Annotated in this window: 19 protein-coding genes and 1 pseudogene; 11 read left to right on the forward strand and 9 right to left on the reverse strand. The window is 67.9% G+C overall.

The features are described from left to right. Positions 1–57 precede the first annotated feature (57 nt). The 3 genes from I55_RS34175 to I55_RS06845 all read right to left on the reverse strand — a co-directional run bounded on the left by I55_RS34175 (position 58) and on the right by I55_RS06845 (position 3,535). Positions 58–1,026 (reverse strand): DUF262 domain-containing protein, encoded by a 969-nt coding sequence (locus I55_RS34175; protein ID WP_159107128.1) that lies wholly within the window; start codon positions 1,024–1,026, stop codon positions 58–60. 70 nt (positions 1,027–1,096) lie between these two features. Further along, a complete protein-coding gene (locus I55_RS06840) occupies positions 1,097–2,104 on the reverse strand; it encodes an alpha/beta hydrolase (protein WP_044559757.1) in 1,008 nt (335 codons plus the stop codon). Positions 2,105–2,182: 78 nt separating this feature from the next. Continuing rightward, positions 2,183–3,535 (reverse strand): TldD/PmbA family protein, encoded by a 1,353-nt coding sequence (locus tag I55_RS06845; RefSeq protein ID WP_044559759.1) that lies wholly within the window; start codon positions 3,533–3,535, stop codon positions 2,183–2,185. A gap of 524 nt (positions 3,536–4,059) precedes the next feature. Here I55_RS06845 and I55_RS06850 point away from each other — a divergent pair. The 5 genes from I55_RS06850 to I55_RS06870 are packed head-to-tail and all read left to right on the forward strand — an operon-like array spanning position 4,060 to position 7,909. Continuing rightward, positions 4,060–4,737: an amino acid ABC transporter permease gene (locus I55_RS06850; protein WP_044559760.1), complete on the forward strand. Its 678-nt coding sequence runs from the start codon at positions 4,060–4,062 to the stop codon at positions 4,735–4,737. After that, positions 4,737–5,408, forward strand: coding sequence for an amino acid ABC transporter permease (locus tag I55_RS06855; protein ID WP_044559761.1), 672 nt, complete (start codon positions 4,737–4,739; stop codon positions 5,406–5,408). The genes I55_RS06850 and I55_RS06855 overlap by 1 nt, the downstream gene beginning before the upstream one ends. A 46-nt stretch (positions 5,409–5,454) precedes the next feature. Then, the gene (locus I55_RS06860) at positions 5,455–6,201 is read left to right on the forward strand and encodes an amino acid ABC transporter ATP-binding protein (RefSeq protein WP_044559762.1); all 747 of its coding nucleotides are present in this window, start codon (positions 5,455–5,457) and stop codon (positions 6,199–6,201) included. Continuing rightward, the gene (locus tag I55_RS06865) at positions 6,198–7,115 is read left to right on the forward strand and encodes an isoaspartyl peptidase/L-asparaginase (RefSeq protein WP_044559763.1); all 918 of its coding nucleotides are present in this window, start codon (positions 6,198–6,200) and stop codon (positions 7,113–7,115) included. The genes I55_RS06860 and I55_RS06865 overlap by 4 nt, the downstream gene beginning before the upstream one ends. Before the next feature lie 11 nt (positions 7,116–7,126). After that, positions 7,127–7,909: a transporter substrate-binding domain-containing protein gene (locus I55_RS06870; protein ID WP_044559764.1), complete on the forward strand. Its 783-nt coding sequence runs from the start codon at positions 7,127–7,129 to the stop codon at positions 7,907–7,909. A 4-nt stretch (positions 7,910–7,913) separates the two neighbouring features. Here the strand turns inward: I55_RS06870 and I55_RS06875 are convergent, their stop codons facing one another. After that, a complete protein-coding gene (locus I55_RS06875) occupies positions 7,914–8,924 on the reverse strand; it encodes a LacI family DNA-binding transcriptional regulator (protein WP_044559765.1) in 1,011 nt (336 codons plus the stop codon). Between the two features lie 94 nt (positions 8,925–9,018). Between I55_RS06875 and I55_RS39475 the strand changes: the two are divergent. From I55_RS39475 to I55_RS06895, 4 genes and pseudogenes are all read left to right on the forward strand, one after another. Next, a pseudogene (locus tag I55_RS39475) lies at positions 9,019–9,903 on the forward strand (ROK family protein); the annotation flags it as partial. 70 nt (positions 9,904–9,973) lie between these two features. Continuing rightward, positions 9,974–10,708: a copper homeostasis protein CutC gene (locus I55_RS37650; RefSeq protein ID WP_199902490.1), complete on the forward strand. Its 735-nt coding sequence runs from the start codon at positions 9,974–9,976 to the stop codon at positions 10,706–10,708. A gap of 72 nt (positions 10,709–10,780) precedes the next feature. Next, positions 10,781–11,047, forward strand: a complete 267-nt coding sequence (locus I55_RS06890) for a hypothetical protein (RefSeq protein WP_148293607.1) — start codon at positions 10,781–10,783, stop codon at positions 11,045–11,047. Then, positions 11,044–11,280, forward strand: coding sequence for a hypothetical protein (locus tag I55_RS06895; RefSeq protein WP_044559769.1), 237 nt, complete (start codon positions 11,044–11,046; stop codon positions 11,278–11,280). Before I55_RS06890 ends, I55_RS06895 begins: the two co-directional genes overlap by 4 nt. A 15-nt stretch (positions 11,281–11,295) precedes the next feature. Here the strand turns inward: I55_RS06895 and I55_RS06900 are convergent, their stop codons facing one another. From I55_RS06900 to ubiA, 3 genes are read right to left on the reverse strand one after another with little or no spacing between them, the layout of a single operon-like run. Next, positions 11,296–12,825: a UbiD family decarboxylase gene (locus tag I55_RS06900; protein WP_044559770.1), complete on the reverse strand. Its 1,530-nt coding sequence runs from the start codon at positions 12,823–12,825 to the stop codon at positions 11,296–11,298. 59 nt (positions 12,826–12,884) lie between these two features. Further along, positions 12,885–13,541, reverse strand: coding sequence for a methyltransferase (locus I55_RS06905; RefSeq protein ID WP_044559771.1), 657 nt, complete (start codon positions 13,539–13,541; stop codon positions 12,885–12,887). Further along, the gene (ubiA, locus tag I55_RS06910; RefSeq protein WP_044559772.1) at positions 13,538–14,470 is read right to left on the reverse strand and encodes a 4-hydroxybenzoate octaprenyltransferase; all 933 of its coding nucleotides are present in this window, start codon (positions 14,468–14,470) and stop codon (positions 13,538–13,540) included. The genes I55_RS06905 and ubiA overlap by 4 nt, the downstream gene beginning before the upstream one ends. A gap of 185 nt (positions 14,471–14,655) precedes the next feature. Between ubiA and I55_RS06915 the strand changes: the two genes are divergently transcribed. Together I55_RS06915 and I55_RS06920 are read left to right on the forward strand one after the other, a co-directional pair. Continuing rightward, positions 14,656–15,450: a 16S rRNA (uracil(1498)-N(3))-methyltransferase gene (locus I55_RS06915; RefSeq protein ID WP_044559773.1), complete on the forward strand. Its 795-nt coding sequence runs from the start codon at positions 14,656–14,658 to the stop codon at positions 15,448–15,450. 64 nt (positions 15,451–15,514) lie between these two features. Continuing rightward, positions 15,515–16,882, forward strand: coding sequence for a glutamate--cysteine ligase (locus I55_RS06920; protein WP_044559775.1), 1,368 nt, complete (start codon positions 15,515–15,517; stop codon positions 16,880–16,882). A 192-nt stretch (positions 16,883–17,074) separates the two neighbouring features. On the opposite strand, the gene I55_RS06925 is transcribed toward I55_RS06920, so the two are convergent. Beyond that, positions 17,075–17,317, reverse strand: a complete 243-nt coding sequence (locus I55_RS06925; protein WP_044559776.1) for a hypothetical protein — start codon at positions 17,315–17,317, stop codon at positions 17,075–17,077. Positions 17,318–17,476: 159 nt separating this feature from the next. Further along, positions 17,477–17,818 (reverse strand): hypothetical protein (locus tag I55_RS36885; protein ID WP_199902491.1); only part of this gene is annotated, 342 nt, incomplete at its 5' end.

Consider the following 17,818-nt stretch of genomic DNA (forward strand, 5'->3'; position numbering starts at 1 on the left):
CGGACTGGCGTCGGTGGGGCTGCGCGCCGGCACCCTGACGGCGCCGCTGGCCGGCATCTACGACTTCACCTTCCCTTTGATCGACGCCGACCGGCTGGCCCAATTGTACCGCCAGCGGAACGGTACCGTTGACGTATCCACAGCCCCATTTATGTGATTTACAAGTGTAAAAACCAAGTCGAGACTATCAGGTGTAAGTGCTTGACCTGCGGCGGGAAGTTCTAATGTCCTGATGGGGGACTCGAGTAATGGCTTGAATAGGTTCTCGTAAATATCACGAGCCAATGAGACGATATTTTTCTTTGTATTATCGTCAAATTCCCACCAGTACTCGTGTCCACTGCCAGCCCGAAGAAGAGCTCTTGCTGCCAAGGCGTTCGGCTTTTTGCGCGCCTGGATCATCGTTAATTCTGTGGGGTGTATTGGAGTTGCACTTTGATTTATCTTGAGAAATGATCTTTCTGCGTTCGTTACGTCGCCTCGTACATCTTGAATAGTGAAGCTAACGGCAGCCATATTCCTCGCGCGAAGCAAAGTTTTTGAGTCAGGCGCGCCGTTTGGATCCTGAAGGTATTTCTTGAACTCAGAGTAGCTGCCAACGCGAGACTCGACCACTCTTTTCGCTTCTTTGGCGATACCGATTTGCGACTTCTCTATTTCACCAAAAAATGATTTTGATATCGCAGATGAGCCATAGTCATCGTTAACCCAAGCTATTAAAGCGCTTAGCCTATGTGCTCCATCTATAACAAATAACTTACCACTTTTATTTGACCTCCATATAACAACAGACGGAATAAGGTCCCCATCAAGAAAATTCTCAATCAAGTCCGCAATTTTTTCTGCTGTCCAGTTTGCTGTTTCACGCTGAAAGTCGGGCTTGCGTAAAGTGTTGAATGTCGCACTCGTCTGCTCCAGATCAGAGGCTTTTATGCTAACAGTCACCGCAATTAATGCGGGGTCTTTGTCAGCTACGTCTAGATCTTCGCGCTTAATCATTGCGTCGAGGTTGACGAGTTTGGCCATTCCCATTCCCCTTAAAGCTTCTATTTAGCCATTATCCCTTATAAGTCATTCGATAGCCGCTGATAGAAATTTATACAAACCCATGCCGTCCAAGCCATCGGTGGTACAGATCCGGCCAGGGCTCGGCGGGACGGCCCGGTGTTTCGCGGATGGCGAAGCCGTGGCCGCCGGATTCGAAGATGTGCATTTCCGTCGCCACGTTCTGGCGGCGCAGGGCCTGGAACATGGCCAGGCTGTTGCCTACGGGGACGGCGTCGTCATCGGCGGCGTGGAACAGGAAGGTGGGGCAGGCGCCCGTCCGTACGATCTGGTCCGGCGAATAGGCCCTCACCTGCTCGGCCGACGGGCTGTTGCCCAGCAGATGCTGGCGCGACCCCGGATGGGTCAGCGACTCGTCCATGGAAATGACGGGATAGGCCAGGCAGGCCAGCTGGGGGCCGGCCGGCAGCTTGTCGGCCTCGTCCACCGGCGTGTACACGGCGGCGTCGTGCCGGGTGAGCAGGCTGGCGGCGAGGTGGCCGCCGGCGGAAAAGCCGATGATGCCGATGCGGCCGCCATCCACCGCCCAGGCCTTGGCCTTGGCGCGCAGCAGGCGCATGGCGCGCTGTGCATCCTGCAGCGGCACGTCCGCCCCGTTCTTCCAGCCTTCCGCCGGCAGACGATAGGTCAGGACGGCGGCGTGCAGGCCGGTGGCGTTCAGCCAGCGGGCGATCTCATAGCCCTCCTTGTCGAACCACACGCTGGAGTAGCCACCGCCGGGGATGACCAGGATGGTGGCGCGGGGGCCGGGGCTGGCGCTGCGGAAGAACGCCAGGGTGGGGGTGGACACGCCATCCGCAGAACGGTCGTGGGGGCCGCCCACCGGGCCGTGATCAGTGACCACGTCTTTCACCGTCACCCCTTCACCTCCCGGCGGGGTGCCGGGCCACAGGGGCAGCAGCACGTCCGGGTCGCGGTGCTGGCGCGAAAGCTGCACCAGGTCGGTGGCGGGCGAGCCATCGGCCTTCGCGGCCCGTGCCAGGACGGCGCCGGCCACGGCGGCCAGGGCCAGGCCCCGGCGGTTCAGGGTGAAGGTCATGGGGGCTGCCTCCCTCAAGGCGGGTTCGTTCCTGTTACCGGTAACTTAGCCGAGGGCGGACGGGATAACCAGCCCGCCTCAGGTACCGGCCACCGTCATGCCCTCGACCCGCACGGTGGGGCTGTCCACCCCGTGGCGGAACTCCAGGTCGCTGGCGGGCCGCAGGCTCAGGAACATATCCTTCAGGTTGCCGGCGATGGTGATCTCCGCGACCGGGTAGGCGATCTTGCCGTCCTCGATCCAGAAGCCGGAGGCGCCGCGGCTGTAATCGCCGGTGATGCCGTTGACGCCGCTGCCCATCAGCGAGGTGACGTAGAAGCCCTGGCGGATGTCGGATATCAGTTGCGCCGGCGTTTCGGTCCCCGGTGCCAGGTAGACGTTGGTGGCGCTGGGGCCCGGCGGGCCGCCGGTGCCGCGCGAGGCATGGCCGGTGGAGGCAAGGCCCAGCTGGCGGGCGGAGCGCAGGTCCATCAGCCAAGTGGTCAGCACGCCGTCCTCGATCAGGTTGCGGCGCGTGTTGGCCTGCCCTTCCGCGTCGAAGGGCTTGGAGCGCAGACCCCGGCGGATGTGCGGATCGTCGACGATGGTGATACCGGGCGCGAAGGCGGCCTGGCCCATCCTGTCCTTCAGGAAGCTGGTGCCGCGCGCGATGGCGGCGCCGGAGATGGCGCCCGTCAGGTGGCCCACCAGGCCGCCCGACACACGCGGGTCGAACACCACGGGCACGGCCTGGGTCGCCACCTTGCGCGGGTTCAGGCGTGCCACCACCCGTTCCCCGGCGCGGCGGCCGATGGTGACGGGCGATTCCAGGTCACCGGCATAAATGGCGGAGTGGTAGTCGTAGTCCCGCTCCATGCCCTGGCCGCTGCCGGCCAGGACGGAGACGGACAGGCTGCGCCGGCTGACGCTGTAGCCGCCGGAAAAGCCGTTGCTGGCCGCCAGCGTGACGGTGGAACGCGACCAGCCCGCGTCCGCCCCTTCGGAATTGCTGACACCGGGCACGGCCAGCGCAGTCTCCTCCAGCTCCGCGATCTGGGCCAGCAGCTCCTCTGCCACCGGTTCGGCCGGGTCGCACAGGTCCAGGTCGGGCCAGTCGCGGGCCAGGCTGTCCGGGTCGGCCAGACCGCAATAGTCGTCCTCCGGCACCAGGCGGGCCATGGCAACCGCCCGTTCCGCCAGTTCCTTCAGCAGGGCCGGGCTGCGGTCGGTGGACGATACGATGGCCTGGCGCTTGCCCACGAAGACGCGCAGGCCCAGGTCGCCCGATTCGGCGCGCTGCACCTCCTCCGGCTTGCCCAGGCGCTGGCTCATGGACAGGGAGGCGCTGTCCACCAATAGGGCGTCGGCGGCATCGGCGCCGGCCTGGCGCGCCAGGGTCAGCAGGTCGTCCAGGATGCCGGCGGCGGTGGCGTCGGGGGGTGGGGAAGGCATGGGCGCTAGGCTCCGGCTCGAAAGGGCGAGAGGAAGGCGGGGTCGAAGGGGCAGCTTGCCAGCTTGCGAGGGCGGGGGGGAAGCCTGACCTTGCGGTGGGGAGGGGGTGGGACAGGCGGAATGTTTCTGGATCGTAACTGAAAGCACAATTGCAACGATTTGTTTCTTGGCCTATCAACGACTGACATCCGTTTGTTACCGGCCACGGCTAGGGTCAGTCCTGCCAGTGCGCAAGGGCTGCCCCGCCTGACGCACGTGGCCGGTCGAACGGGCCACTACGGGGATCTGCCGCCCCGGTTTCGTTCGGTCACCTTTCGGGTTTCTTCTTCCCGGAAGTATGTCCATCTACCTTGCAGGGCCCGGGCGCCAACCCCGTGGCCCTGTTTCTTTTTCCGGCTTTGGCCAGTTCCGGCCCTTGGCCTGGCGGCCGCGCGTGGTAAAGATGGGGGACGGGCAGGGGACGGTTATCGGAATCCAGAACTGCACGGCACATTGAAACCGATTTCACTTTGGCAGGGAACCCGTTGCCCTTCGACCTCACGGTACTGCTGCCCCATCTGGACGCGCTGTTGGCGGGGGCCCTCCTGACGGCGGAGGTTTGCGCCCTGGGCATCCTGGGCGCCTTCGCCCTGGGCACCGGGCTGGGAACGGCGGCGACGGCCGGTGGCTGGCCTGGACGGCTGGCCCGCCTGTATGTCGACGTGTTCCGCAACGTGCCCTTCGTGGTCCAGGTCTTCTTCCTCTACTACGGCCTGCCGGAGGTGGGGGTATACATCGACGCCTTCTGGACCGGCGCGTTGGCCCTGACCCTGGTGGGGGGCGCCTATGCCAGCGACGTGGTGCGCAGCGGCGTCCTGGCGGTCGAGCCCGGGGTGGTGGAGGCGGCCCGGGTCAGCGGCCTGACGCGTCTGGACGTCTTCCGCCGCATCGTCCTGCCCATCGCGTTGCGTACCGCCATCCAGCCCTTGGGCTCCATCTTCGTCAACATGGTGCTCAGCTCCTCCATTCTTTCCATGATCACGCTGGATGAGGTGACGGGCATGGCCAAGGGCGTGGCGGCGCAGACCTATCGCCCGTTCGAGGTCTACGCTTTCCTGCTGGTGGCCTACGCCGGCCTGACCTACGCCGTGTCGCTGGGTATCGGCGCGCTGCACCGGCATCTGAACCGGCACATGGTGGCCGGTGGCGGGGGGCGGGCCTGATGCGCAACACCGGCTTCACCGCCCATGACGGCATAGTGCTGGCCCAGGGCCTGGGTGTCAGCCTGGCCTTGTTCCTGGCCACCTTCGCCATCGGTCTGGCGCTGGGCGCCCTGGCGGCCGTGGTGCGTCATTTCCGCCCGCCGGTGCTGGGCGTTGCCCTCGACACCGGCCTGGAACTGCTGCGCAACTCCCCGGTCCTGGTCCAGCTGTTCCTGGTCTTCTTCGGGATCCCCGCCCTGATCCACCAGCCGCTGACGCCCCTGGTCGCCGCCGGCCTGACCCTGTCGGCCAACACGGCGGCCTTCGTCTACTTCATCGTCGTGGCCGGCCTGGACGCCGTGGGGCGCGAGCAGGTGGAGGCGGCGCGGGCCTTCGGCCTCAGCCGCGCGCAACTGGTGCGCCACATCCTGGCGCCCCAGGCGGCGGCCTTCGCGATGGGGCCGCTGGTCGGGCTGGCGGTCAACCAGTTGCAGGTCACGTCCCTGGTGTCTGTCATCGGCGTCGTCGACCTGACCAAGGCCGGCGACATCCTGAACCTGCGCACGCTGCGCCCCTTCGCCGTGTGGACCATGGTGGGCGTGCTGTACTTCGCGGTGGCCAAGGGGCTGACGCTGCTGGGGCACCGGTGGGAACGGCGGCTGCGTGCGCACGCCGCGCCGTCAGGCCTGTGAGGGAATGGGGGCCTGTGAGGATGGGGCAGATGGGGATGGCGGGGCGATGATAGCGGTTGAGGGCGTGGTCAAGCGCTTCGGGGCGCAGGCGGTGCTGAACGGCGTCAGCCTGACGGTGGCGCCGGGCGAGGTGGTGACCATCCTGGGTTCCAGCGGATCGGGCAAGAGCACGCTGATCCGCTGCATCAACGGGCTGGAGAGGCTGGACGGCGGTCGCATCACCGTGGACGGGCTGGACGTGGCCAACCCGCGCCAGCTGGCGCAGGCGAGACGCCTGTCGGCCACGGTGTTCCAGCTGTTCAACCTCTACCCCCATATGACCGTGCTGCGGAACGTGACCCTGGCGCCGGAGGTGGTGCTGAAGCGCCCCGGGGCGGAGGTGGAGGCGGAGGCCCGCGCCTTGTTGGCCAGCGTGGGCCTGGCCGACAGGGCGGACGCCTATCCGGCCCAGCTGTCGGGTGGCCAGCGCCAGCGGGTGGGCATCTGCCGGGCGCTGGCCATGAATCCGCGCTACCTGCTGCTGGATGAGGTGACCAGCGCCCTGGACCCGGAAATGACGGCGGAGGTGCTGGCCATCCTGGGCCGCCTGGTATCCGCCGGCACCACCATGGTGTTCGTGACGCATGAGGTGGAGTTCGCGCGCCGCATCTCCACCCGCATCGTCTTCCTGGACCACGGGCGGCTGATCGTCGACCTGCCCACCGACCAGTTCTTCGCCGATGCCGGGGGCATGGCCCATCCGCGCATCAAGCAGTTCCTGTCCAAGATGACGCCTGTTGGGGGCCAGTCATGATCCTGATCGCCAATTCCGAGGCCTGGCCGGGGTTCCAGACCACCGTGGACCGCCTGAGGGCGGGGGAAGGGGGACTCGATCCCCTGGTGGCCGGCATCGGGCTGGTGGAACGTGAGGCGACGGTGCGCAGCGTCGGCTACGGGGGCTGGCCCAACATGCTAGGGGTGATGGAGTTTGACGCCGGCGTCATGGACGGCACCACGCGCCAGGTGGGGGCCGTGGGCGCGCTGCGTGACGTGGTGCCCGCCGCCGCCGTGGCCCTGCAGGTCATGCGCCGCCTGCCGCACACCCTGCTGACCGGCGACGGCGCCCGCCGCTTCGCACTGGAATGCGGGTTCGAGCCGGAACCCACCCTGCTGGAGGACTCCCGCCGGGTATGGTGGGAGCGGCTGGAGACGGAGCTGTCGCCGGCCGACCTGGCGGCCTTCCCCGGCATCCCGCTGGCGCCGCTCAGCCGCGCCATCACCGATCCGGAACGGGTGCGCGACACCACCGTGTTCCTGGGGCGGGACGCCCAGGGCGGACTGCATGCCGCCACCAGCACCTCCGGCTGGGCGTGGAAGTACCCGGGCCGCCTGGGCGACTCGCCCATCGCCGGCGCCGGCTTCTACGCCGACAGCCGGTTCGGCGCCGCCGCCTGCACCCACACGGGCGAGATGACGGTGCGCTGCGGCACGGCCCGCGCCATCGTGCTGGCCCTGCAACTGGGCCGGCCCCTGCGCGAGGCGGTGGACATGGCGGTGGCGGATTTGGCGACCCTGGCGGAGGGTTTCCTGGCCGGCGTGGTCATTCATGCCCTGGACGCCCATGGGCGTCATGAGGTGGTCAGCTTCCGCTGCGGTCCCGCGATCCGCTACTGGTATTGGGATCCCTCGCTGCCCGCCCCGGAAGAACGCACCGCCCGCACCGTTTGAGGAGATGATCCATGGTACGCAAGCTGTTGCTGGCGCTCGCGCTCATCCTGACCGCCGTTCCGGCCTGGGCCGGCAAGCTGGAGGACATTCGCCAGCGCGGTGTTCTGCGCGTGGGCGTGTCCTTGGGCGGGGAGCCCATCGGCTTCCGCGACGACCGCAACGTGCCCGTCGGTTATGACGTCGATGTGGCCAAGCGCCTGGCGGACAAGCTGGGGGTGGCGGTGGAATATACCGACGTCTCCGGCGACGCGCGGGTCAGCATGCTGGTGTCCGGCCAGATCGACGTGGCGGTGGCCAACCTGACGGCCACGCCGGAACGGGCCAGGACCATCGCCTTCACCATCCCCTACAACCGTGTGGGCCTGCGCGTCCTGGTGCAGAAGAGCGCTGGGGTGAACCAGCTGTCCGACCTGGCGGGCAAGAAGGTGGTGGTGGGCCGTGGCACGACGGGGGAGGCCTTCCTGCGCCAGGCGGTGCCGGGCGCGAAACTGGTCTATACCGACACCTTCGCGCCCGATGGCGTGCTGTTGCTGCTGCAGCGGCGGGTGGACGCCGGTATCGAGGATTCATCGATGATGGATTACCTGGCCAGCACCAACCCGGCCCTGAAGACCTTGCCGGACCTCTATTCCAACGCGCCCATCGCCATCGGCCTGGCCCAGGGCGATGCCGATTTCCTGCGCTGGCTGAACGGCTTCGTGGCGGACTACATCACGTCCGGCGCGTATGAGGCCAACTACCGCAAATGGTGGGGCAAGGACGCGGCCGTGCCCGCGCTTGACCCCGCCCGATAGCCGGTCAGCCGGTCAGCCGGGGATGAAAACGCGTGGGCAGGGTCAGGGGCCAGGGGCCGGTCGCGGCCCCGGTCAGCACGGCGATGACGGCGTCGACATAGGCCCGGCGGTCGTAGCCGATGGAGGAGATGGGATAGGCGTCGAAATCCGTCAGCGACAGATTATCGAAGCCGTACAGGCGCGTGGTGGTGGGGCGCCCGCCGGGGAAATCCGCCCGCAGGCGGTCCAACACGCCCATGGCCATGGCATCGGAGGTGCAGAAGATGGCGTCCGGCCGGGTCGTCTCCGCCAGTTCTTCCCCCGCTTTGTGCCCGCTGGCGTAGGAGTAGTCGCCCTGCAGGGTGGCGGTCAGGCGGATGCCCTGGGTCGCGAGCGCCGCGTGGTACAAGCGGATGCGCGCCTGCTCCAGGACCGAGGTCGGGCGGCCGGTGACCAGGGCGGCGGTCCTCACGCCGCTGGACGCGGCGTGGGCCACCGCCTCGGCGATGCCCACCCGCTCATCCGGGATGACAGCGGGCGACTCATGGTCGTGCCGGCCGTTCAGCATCAGCACCTGGTCGCTGCGGAACAGGGTGCGGGCGGTGGCGGCGTCGGCGAAGTCGGAAAAGACGATGGCCGCGTCCACGTGATAGGCGACGCCCGTGCGCAGGAAGGAGTCCACCCGGTCGCTGGAGCCGACACGGATGAAGATCACCTGCTTGCCCGTGTTCTGCACGGCCGCCAACAGGGGATCGAACAGGTCCAGGTCGCTCAGGTCATGGATATGGTTGACGACGACGGCCACCAAGTTGACGCTTTTGGTGGTCAGGCTGCGGGCCAGCAGGTTAGGACGGAAGCCCAGTTCCTGCGCCGCCTGCAGCACGCGCGCCTTCTTCTCCGCCGACACCGGCCGCTGTTCATCGGACAGCGCCCGGGACGCCACCGCCCGCGATACGCCGGCCCGTTCGGCCACATCGCTGATGGTGGGGTTGGCAAGCGGGGGTGTACAATTCTTAACGGTCCCGTTCCCGTCCATCCCAGACCTCACCCTTCCCTATGTTTCCCACCACCGCCACTCCGCGACCCGTTTCCACCAAAACTGACCACGTTTGCGAAAGAAGATTTCAATCTTGATATACTGTTTCGACATTGGCGGGTCATACATTTCCCTGGGGACAGCTAGTACAGATGTGACGGTGACAGGCCGTCTGACCCGTGTCGGCCGGGTGCCGACGCCAGCCCGCGACCACGGGGCGTTCGTCGCCGCCCTGGCCGGCCTGATCGCCCGGGCACCCGGTCCGGAATCGGCGGATGCGCCGGTGGCCCTGGCGTTGGCCGGCGGCATCGACCCGGACACCGGCTTGGCCACCTGCGCCAACATTCCCTGCCTGACCGGGACCTCCCTGGTGGCCGACCTGGCGGCGGCGCTGGGACGGCCGGTGGTGGTGGGCAATGATGCCGCCTGCTTCGTCCTGGCGGAGGCGATGGCGGGCGCCGGGCGCGGCCATGGTGTCGTCTTCGGCATCATCCTGGGCACGGGCGTGGGCGGCGGCCTGGTGGTGGATGGCCGGCTGGTGCCGGGGGCGGGGGAGTGGGGGCATGGCCCGGTGGTCAAGCACATCACGGGCGATCCGCCCGTCACCCTGCCGCGCCTGCCCTGCGGTTGCGGCCATGCCGGCTGCGTCGACACCATCGGCGGTGCCCGGGGGCTGGAGCGCCTGCACCATTCCCTGCATGGCGTGTGGCGGGACAGCCAGGCGCTGACGGCGGCCTGGGCGGCGGGTGAGCCGGCGGCGACGCGGACGTTGGAGATCTATGTCGACCTGGTGGCGGATCCCCTGGCCGTGGTGGTGAACGCCACTGGTCCTGGCCTGGTGCCGGTGGGGGGCGGGCTATCGTCGGACGTTGCCCTGGTTTCGGCGTTGGACCGGGCCGTCCGGGCCCGTATCCTGCGGCGCACGAACGGCCCGCTGCTGGTGCCCACGGCCCTTGGGGGGGCCGCCGGCATGCTGGGCGCCGCCATCCTGGGTGCCCAATGGTGGACTCGAACAGGGCTTGAAGAAGGGGAACGCGGGGATGACGCGGGTGGATACGAATCGCGTGCGGCTGGAGGTATGCGTGGACAGCCCGGCCGGGGTGGCCGCCGCCGTCAAGGGCGGCGCCGACCGGCTGGAACTGTGCGCCGCGCTGGTGGTGGGCGGCCTCACCCCGTCCCGCGGGCTGATGGCCCTGGCGGCGGCCAGCGGCAAGCCCGCCTACGCCATGATCCGCCCCCGGCCGGGCGACTTCGTCTATGGCCCGTCCGACCTGGACGTCATGGGCGACGACATCGACACGGCGCGGGCCCTGGGCTTGCCCGGCGTGGTGTTGGGCGCCAGCCTGCCCAATGGCGAGCTGGACGCGGCGGCCCTGTCCATCCTGGTGGACCGGGCCGGCGGCCTGGGCCTGACCCTGCACCGCGCCATCGACCTGACCCCCGACCCCATCGAGGCGCTGGACATCGCCATCGAGCTGGGCTTCGAGCGGGTGCTGACCTCCGGCGGCGCCCGCTCGGCGGTGGAGGGGGCCGAGACCATCGCCGACCTGGTGGAGCACGCCCAGGGCCGCATCAGCATCATGGCCGGCAGCGGCGTGAACGCCGACAACGCCGTGGACCTCATCCGGCAGACCGGCGTGAGCGAGGTCCACGCCTCCTGCGGCATGGCCCCGGCGGTGGTGGATCCGCACCTGCTGCACTTCGGCTTCGTCCAGCCCGGCGCGCGCGAGACGGATGCCGCGACGGTCATGTGGCTGGCGGCGGCGATCAGGGATATCTACTGACGGCGTCTTGCCGTCCTCGGCGCCTGGTGCGATCATGTCCATGCCTTGTCCATGGACATCAGGGGGATGGTGATGGCCGCGACGGCCCGACTGGTGGTTCAGATGACGCCAACGGAAAAGCGGCGACTCACCGCTCAGGCTAAGCGCCTGGGTGTCTCCACCTCCGAATTCGTCCGGCGCCGGGTTGCCGAAGACGACTTGGCGGAAAGCCGCGAGGAAATCGAAGCGCTGCTGGCCACACTGGCGGACGCCGCTCCACGCATCCTGGCCAGCCTGGATCGATCCATCGCCGAAGCCGAGGCGGCGATCGATGAAGTGCGGGAGCGTCGCTCCTCATGAGTTTCGGCGAAAAGATCCTGAGCGGCCTTCGCACTGTTGTGCTGATTGAGGAACGGGTGCAGCGGCTGGATGGCACCGTTTCCGATCTGCGCCGCGAAACGACCAAGGCGCTGGCCGATCATGAGCGCCGCCTGACCCGGCTGGAAACCATTGTCGAGATCGCACGGCCGGATGGCGCCACCCTGCGCATCAGCCGCCAACCGGAAGGCGACAGCGGTTCCGGCGGCGGCTGAATTTAGGCCTCCGGATCACTTCCGCCAGATCGGCTTGCCACTGCCCGGCAGGCCGTAGCTGGCCCATTTGCGGCTGACCTCGTCCACCACGCCCTGGTCCATGGCGATCTTCTCGCCCCACTCGCGATGGGTTTCGGGGGGCAGCTTGTTGGTGGCGTCCAGGCCGACCTTGCCGCCCAATCCGGACTCGGGGCTGGCGAAGTCCAGATAGTCGATGGGCGTGCCTTCGATGACGGTGATGTCGCGCGCCGGGTCCATGCGGGTGGACACGGCCCACATCACGTCCTTCCAGTCGCGGGCGTTGATGTCGTCGTCCACGACGATCACCCATTTGGTGTACATGAACTGCCGCAGGAAGGACCACACGCCCATCATCACCCGCTTGGCGTGGCCGGGATAGGCCTTGCGCATGGACACGACGGCGATGCGGTAGGAACAGCCCTCCGGCGGCAGCCAGAAATCGATGATTTCCGGGAACTGCTGGCGCAGCAGGGGTATGAACACCTCGTTCAGCGCTTCGCCCAGGACGGAGGGTTCGTCCGGCGGCCGGCCGGTGAAGGTGGAAAGATATATCGGATCGCGGCGCATGGTGATGGCCGTGACATGGAAGACAGGGAACTTCTCCACCGAATTGTAATAGCCGGTGTGGTCGCCGTACGGCCCCTCGTCGGCGTAATCATCCAGCGAGACATGGCCCTCCAGAACGATCTCGGCCTGGGCCGGCACCTTCAGCGGCACGGTCTTGCAGTCGACCAGGTCGACCTTCTTACCGCGCAGCAGTCCTGCGAACTGGTATTCCGACAGCGTCTCCGGCACCGGGGTCACGGCGGCCAGGATGGTGCCGGGGTCGGCGCCGAGCACCACGGCGGCGGGCAGGGGCTCGCGCTTGCCGGCCGCCTTCCAGCGGTGGTGGTGCTGCGCCCCGCCGCGGTGCTTCAGCCAGCGCATGATGGTCTTGTTCCGGCCCAGCACCTGCATGCGGTAGATGCCCAGGTTGAAGCGGTCCTCCGCCTTGCCGTCCTTGTCGTTGGCGGTGGGGCCCTGCGTCACCACCAGCGGCCAAGTGATCAGCGGCGCCGGCTCCCCCGGCCAGCAGCTCTGGATGGGCAGGCGGGAGAGATCCACCTGGTCGCCCGTCAGCACCACCTCCTGGCAGGGCGCCGAACCGACGGTGCGCGGCCGCATGGACAGCACGGTCTTCATCAGCGGCAGCATGTCCCAGGCGTCGCGCAGGCCGCGCGGCGGCTCCGGCTGCTTCAGGAAGGCCAGGGTCTCCCCCACCTCACGCAGTTCATGCGGCTCACGGTCCATGCCCCAGGCCACCCGCTCCACCGTGCCGAACAGGTTGACCAGCACCGGCATCTCCGACCGGGTGCCGTCGGCCTTGGTCACGTTCTCGAAGATCACCGCCGGGCCGCCCTCGGCCAGCAGGCGGGTCTGGATCTCCGTCATCTCCAGCACGGTGGAGACCGGGGTCTTGACCCGCACCAGGCGGCCGGCCTGTTCCAGCCGGTCGATGAATTCACGCAGGGAGGCGTAGGGCATGGGATGAACGTCCAGGAAGGAAAGTCAGGCGGTAAAGGAGCGGATGCGACCCCGCGAGGTCAAGCCTGCACCCGCCAGACGACGCTGTCGCGGTGGGTGCGATCCTCCAGCTCCAGCGTGGTGGGCACGCGGTAGGTGGCGAGCGGCGTCAGACCATCCTTCGGCAGATATGTACGGCCGGGATCCCCCATCAGGATCACCAGGCCATCGCCGGCCAGGGCACGCAGCCAGGCCATGACCCGCTCCGCCATCGGGCGCTCATAGCAGACGTCCCCCACCAGCACGACGTCGATGTCGGGCAGCGGCTGGCCCACCACGTCCCGCTCCACCGCCGTCACGGCCACGCCATTCAGCGTGGCGTTCAGGGCGATGGCGGCGATGGCGTAGGCGTCGATCTCCACCGCCAGAACGGACACCGCCCCCGCCTTGGCGGCGGCGATGGCGATCAGGCCGCCGCCGGAAGCGAAGTCCAGCACGCGGCGGCCGCGCACCAGCTCCGGATGATCCAGCACGTGGCGGGCCACCGCCTGGCCGCCCGCCCAGGGGAAGGCCCAGAAGGGGGGAGGCAGGTCCTTGGCCGCCAGCGTCTCCTCCGTCGCCAGCCATAAGGGCGTGATCTCGCTGGCGGTCAGCAGGGTCAATTCCGGCACCAGGGCCGGCGCCTCGGGCGCGGTGTTGGCGCGGATGAAGGCGGCGTGGTCCTCCCGGGCGGTCAAGCGGCACCCGCCACGCCCAGGATGATGGTGCCCAGCAGCACCCAGCCGGCGACGCGGGCGGCGCGGAAGGCCGCCAGGCTGTCGGCCGGATCCTCCGGCCGCCATTGCCGGGCCTGGCGCAGCAGCAGGACGCCGGTGACGCCCACGCCGGCATAGGCCAGCGGGTGCACGCCGGCCATGACCAGGGCCACCGCCCATAGCGCCGTGGCGCTGGCGTAGAAGCCCAGGATCCATCGCTTGGACGCGGCGCCCAGGCGCAGGGCGGTGGATTTCACACCCACCTTCACATCATCCTCGCGGTCCTGGTGGGCATAGATGGTGTCATAGCCCAGGGTCCACAGGATGCCGCCGGCATACAGCAGCACCGGCGGCCAGGCGAGGGCGCCCGTCACCGCCACCCATCCCAGCAGGGCCCCCCAGTTGAAGGTCAGGCCCAGGAAGGCCTGGGGCCACCAGGTGATGCGCTTCATCAGCGGGTATGCGGCGACCAGGATCAGCGAGGCGGCGCCCAGGACGATGGTGGCCGCGTTCATCTGCACCAGCACGGCCAGGCCCACCAGACACTGGGCGATCAGGAAGGCGATGGCCTGGGGCACGCTGACGGCGCCGCTGGGGATGGGGCGCACGCGGGTGCGCTCCACCAGCGCGTCGAACTTCCGGTCGATGATGTCGTTGATGGTGCAGCCGGCGCCGCGCATGACGATGGAGCCGACGGTGAACAGCGCCATCAGTCCCAGGTCCGGCAACCGCCCCGGCCGCGCCGCCAGCGCGATGGACCACAGGCCGGGCAGCAGCAGCAGCCAGGTGCCGATGGGCCGGTCCAGCCGCGCCAAGCGGGCGTACGGCCGGGCCGGCGGCGGCAGGTGGCGGTCGATCCAGTCACCCGGGCGGATGTCGGTATGGCCGGTGCCTATGGTTTCGCTGGGCATGCTGTGGGCCTTGATCGGGGCGTCTGGACGGGACCTTAGCGGCAGGCCGCAGCGCGGTCACCCTCCAGCGGGGTGGGTTGACCCTTGAAAATGCTGGAGTGTTCAATGGTAGCATGGACAAAAGGATTAATGTTCTCCATCTAGACCTTTCCCGTTCCGTCCCGTTTCCCCACACCGGACCATCCATGGCCGACCGCCCCCGTACCCGCCTGCACATCGACGCGCCGCTCGCGGCCGGCCAGTCGGCCGCGCTGTCGGGCGACCAGGCGCATTACCTGCGCAGCGTACTGCGTCAGGCGCCGGGTGACCGGCTGCTCGCCTTCAACGAGGCCGGCGGCGAATGGCTGGGGGAGATATCGGCGCTGACCAAGTCGGGTGGGACCATCACCCTGCTGGAACGGACGCGGGCGCCGGTGGCGGCCGGATCGGATGTCTGGCTGCTGTTCGCCCCACTGAAGGGCGGGCGCACCGAATACGTGGTGGAGAAGGCGACGGAACTGGGCGCGTCCCGGCTGTGTCCCGTATTGACACGGCGGGGCGACGTGCCGCGCGTGAACCTGGAGCGGTTGCGCGCCAACGCGGTGGAGGCGGCCGAGCAGTGCGAGCGGCTGTCCGTGCCGGTGGTGGAGCCGCTGGCCGACCTGGGGGCCGTGCTGGACCGCTGGCCCATTGATCCCCTGACCCGGGACCGCCGCCTGTTCGTCGCGGCGGAGGCCGGGCCAGCCCAGCCCCTGGCCGCGGCTGTGATGGCGGCTACTGCGGACGGGGGCAAAGCGGCATTCCTTGTTGGACCGGAGGGGGGATTCCACTCCGGCGAGCTTGACCGGCTTGCAAAAACACCTTTTGTTGTACCTGTGGGACTGGGGCCTCGCATCCTGCGGGCGGATACGGCTGCCTTCGTCGCGCTTGCCTTGTGGCAGGCGCTGGCGGGCGACTGGACCGCCGCCCCGGGGCAGGACGCGCGTCCGCCGTTCCGTTGAATAAATAACCCCGCCCCACGCCCGCGTCTTGTGACCCAAGCCCTGTGAAGAAGGACCGACCCTGATGTCTGCGCCGCCGAAGAGCCCGGGTGCTCCGATCACCGACCGTCGCGAGCTGATCGAATACCTGGAACAGGGCAACAAGCCGGCGGATGCCTGGCGCATCGGCACGGAGCATGAGAAGTTCGCCTTCCGTCTGGGCGACAACCGGCCACTGCCTTATGAGGGGGAACAGGGCATCGGTCGCATTCTGACCGAGATGGCGTCCCGCTTCGACTGGACCCCGGTGAAGGAGGGCGAGAACATCATCGCCCTGACCAAGGGCCAGGCCAGCATCACCCTGGAACCGGGCGGCCAGTTCGAGCTGTCGGGCGCGCCGCTGAGCACCATCCACCAGACCTGCGGCGAGGTGTCGGAACACCTGGCCCAGGTGCGGGCCATCGGCGCCGACCTGGGCATCGGCATGATCGGCCTGGGCTTCAATCCCAAGTGGAAGCGGGAGGACATCCCGTGGATGCCCAAGGGCCGCTATCGCATTATGCGCGACTACATGCCCAAGAAGGGCACCATGGGACTGGATATGATGACCCGCACGTCGACCGTGCAGGTCAACCTGGACTTCAGCTCCGAAGCCGACATGGTGAAGAAGTTCCGCGTTAGCCTGGCCCTGCAACCCATCGCCACGGCCCTGTTCGCCAACAGCCCGTTCAAGGAAGGCAAGCCCAACGGCTTCCAGAGCCTGCGCAGCCACGTGTGGACGGACACCGATCCCGACCGCTGCGGCGATCTGCCCTTCGTGTTCGAGGATGGTTTCGGCTTCGAGCGCTATGCCGACCACGCGCTGGGTGTGCCCATGTACTTCGTTTACCGCGACGGTCAGTACATCGACGCCTCGGGCCAGGATTTCCGCGCCTTCCTGAAGGGGGAGCTGCCGGCCCTGCCGGGTGAGCGGCCGCTGATCACCGACTGGGTGGACCATCTGACCACCCTGTTCCCGGAGGTGCGGCTGAAGCGCTTCCTGGAGATGCGCGGCGCCGACGGCGGCCCGTGGCGCCGCCTGTGCGCCTTGCCGGCCCTGTGGGTGGGCCTGCTCTACGACACCACAGCGCTGGACGCCGCCTGGGACATGATCAAGGATTGGACGGAGGAGGAGCGGGCGCAGCTGCGCAACAACGTTCCGCGCCTGGGCCTGGATACACCCTTCCGCAACGGCACGGTGTTGGACCTGGCGCGCCACACGGTCGCCATCTCCCGCATCGGCCTGGACGGCCGCGCCCGCATGGCCGGCATGGGCGACAACGAAAGCCATTTCCTGGAGGCGCTGCAGGAAATCGTGGACAGCGGAATCTCCCCCGCCACGGAACTGCTGAACAAGTTCAACGGCGACTGGGGTGGCGACATCGACCGCGTCTATGCCGAATATGCCTATTAAGGCCGGCGCCGGCTGAAGCCGGTGGTCGCGGGGGCGTCCTCGTTCCGATGGGGCCGCCTTTCGCTTCTCTTGATTCGCCGCTTCGCCGGATCAACCGGAACCCCAACCGGAACCGATGACGCCAGCCGGCTTCCCCCCGGAGCCGGTGGCGTCTGGCTTGGGTCCCGGCGCGGGCTGGGACCACAGGCGTGCTTAATGGGGACTCCTGAGATCCTGCGGATGGTTCAGCAGGTCCCGCTTGTCGGCCTGACCGCCGGCGTAGCAGGTGCCGCCCAGGCGGCTGCCAGTGGTCACGCAATTCTTTTGCGCGGCCTTGTTATCAGGTTGGGCGGCGGCAGCCTTGGTGGCCGTCTGGCCATTGTCGGGCGTGGTTTGACAGCCGGTCGTGGCCAGCACCAGACCGAAAGCCGCCGCCAATATCAGATGATTGCGCATTAAAACCCCATACGGTTGCAACAGAGCAATAATGGGATTAATGCGCACTATCGTTGGGTGTGCAACCGCCTTGTGAACGAAGGGTTGCGAAATTGATACCGGTTTCTCCCCAGTCCCGCGCGCGGCGCATTGCACCGCACCATAACGCCGGAAAGGCGCTTAATGGGGCGGCATGCCGGACGGGTTGGTGCGATTCTCCAGCACGTCGCGCGGGTCGGCCTGATGCCCGGCTTGGCAATCACCACCCAGGCGGCTGCCGGTGGTGGGGCACTTCTTCTTGGCGGGTTTAGGCGTTGGCTGATCGGCGGCGTCGGATTCCTTGGTCCCAGTGGCGGTCCCAGTACCGGTTCCTGGCGCGGCCTCCGGTGCCGCTGCCGTGGGGGCCGCGTCCGTGGCGGTGGTCGCGGCGGGGGTCCCCGGCGACGGTGTCGTCTGGGCCAGCGCTCCACCAGCCGGGAGCAGGCCCAGCGCCACCACGCACATGATAGACCGAATCAGATG

It is taken from the genome of Azospirillum sp. B4, assembly GCF_000333275.1.
In the GTDB taxonomy this organism is placed as follows: domain Bacteria; phylum Pseudomonadota; class Alphaproteobacteria; order Azospirillales; family Azospirillaceae; genus Nitrospirillum.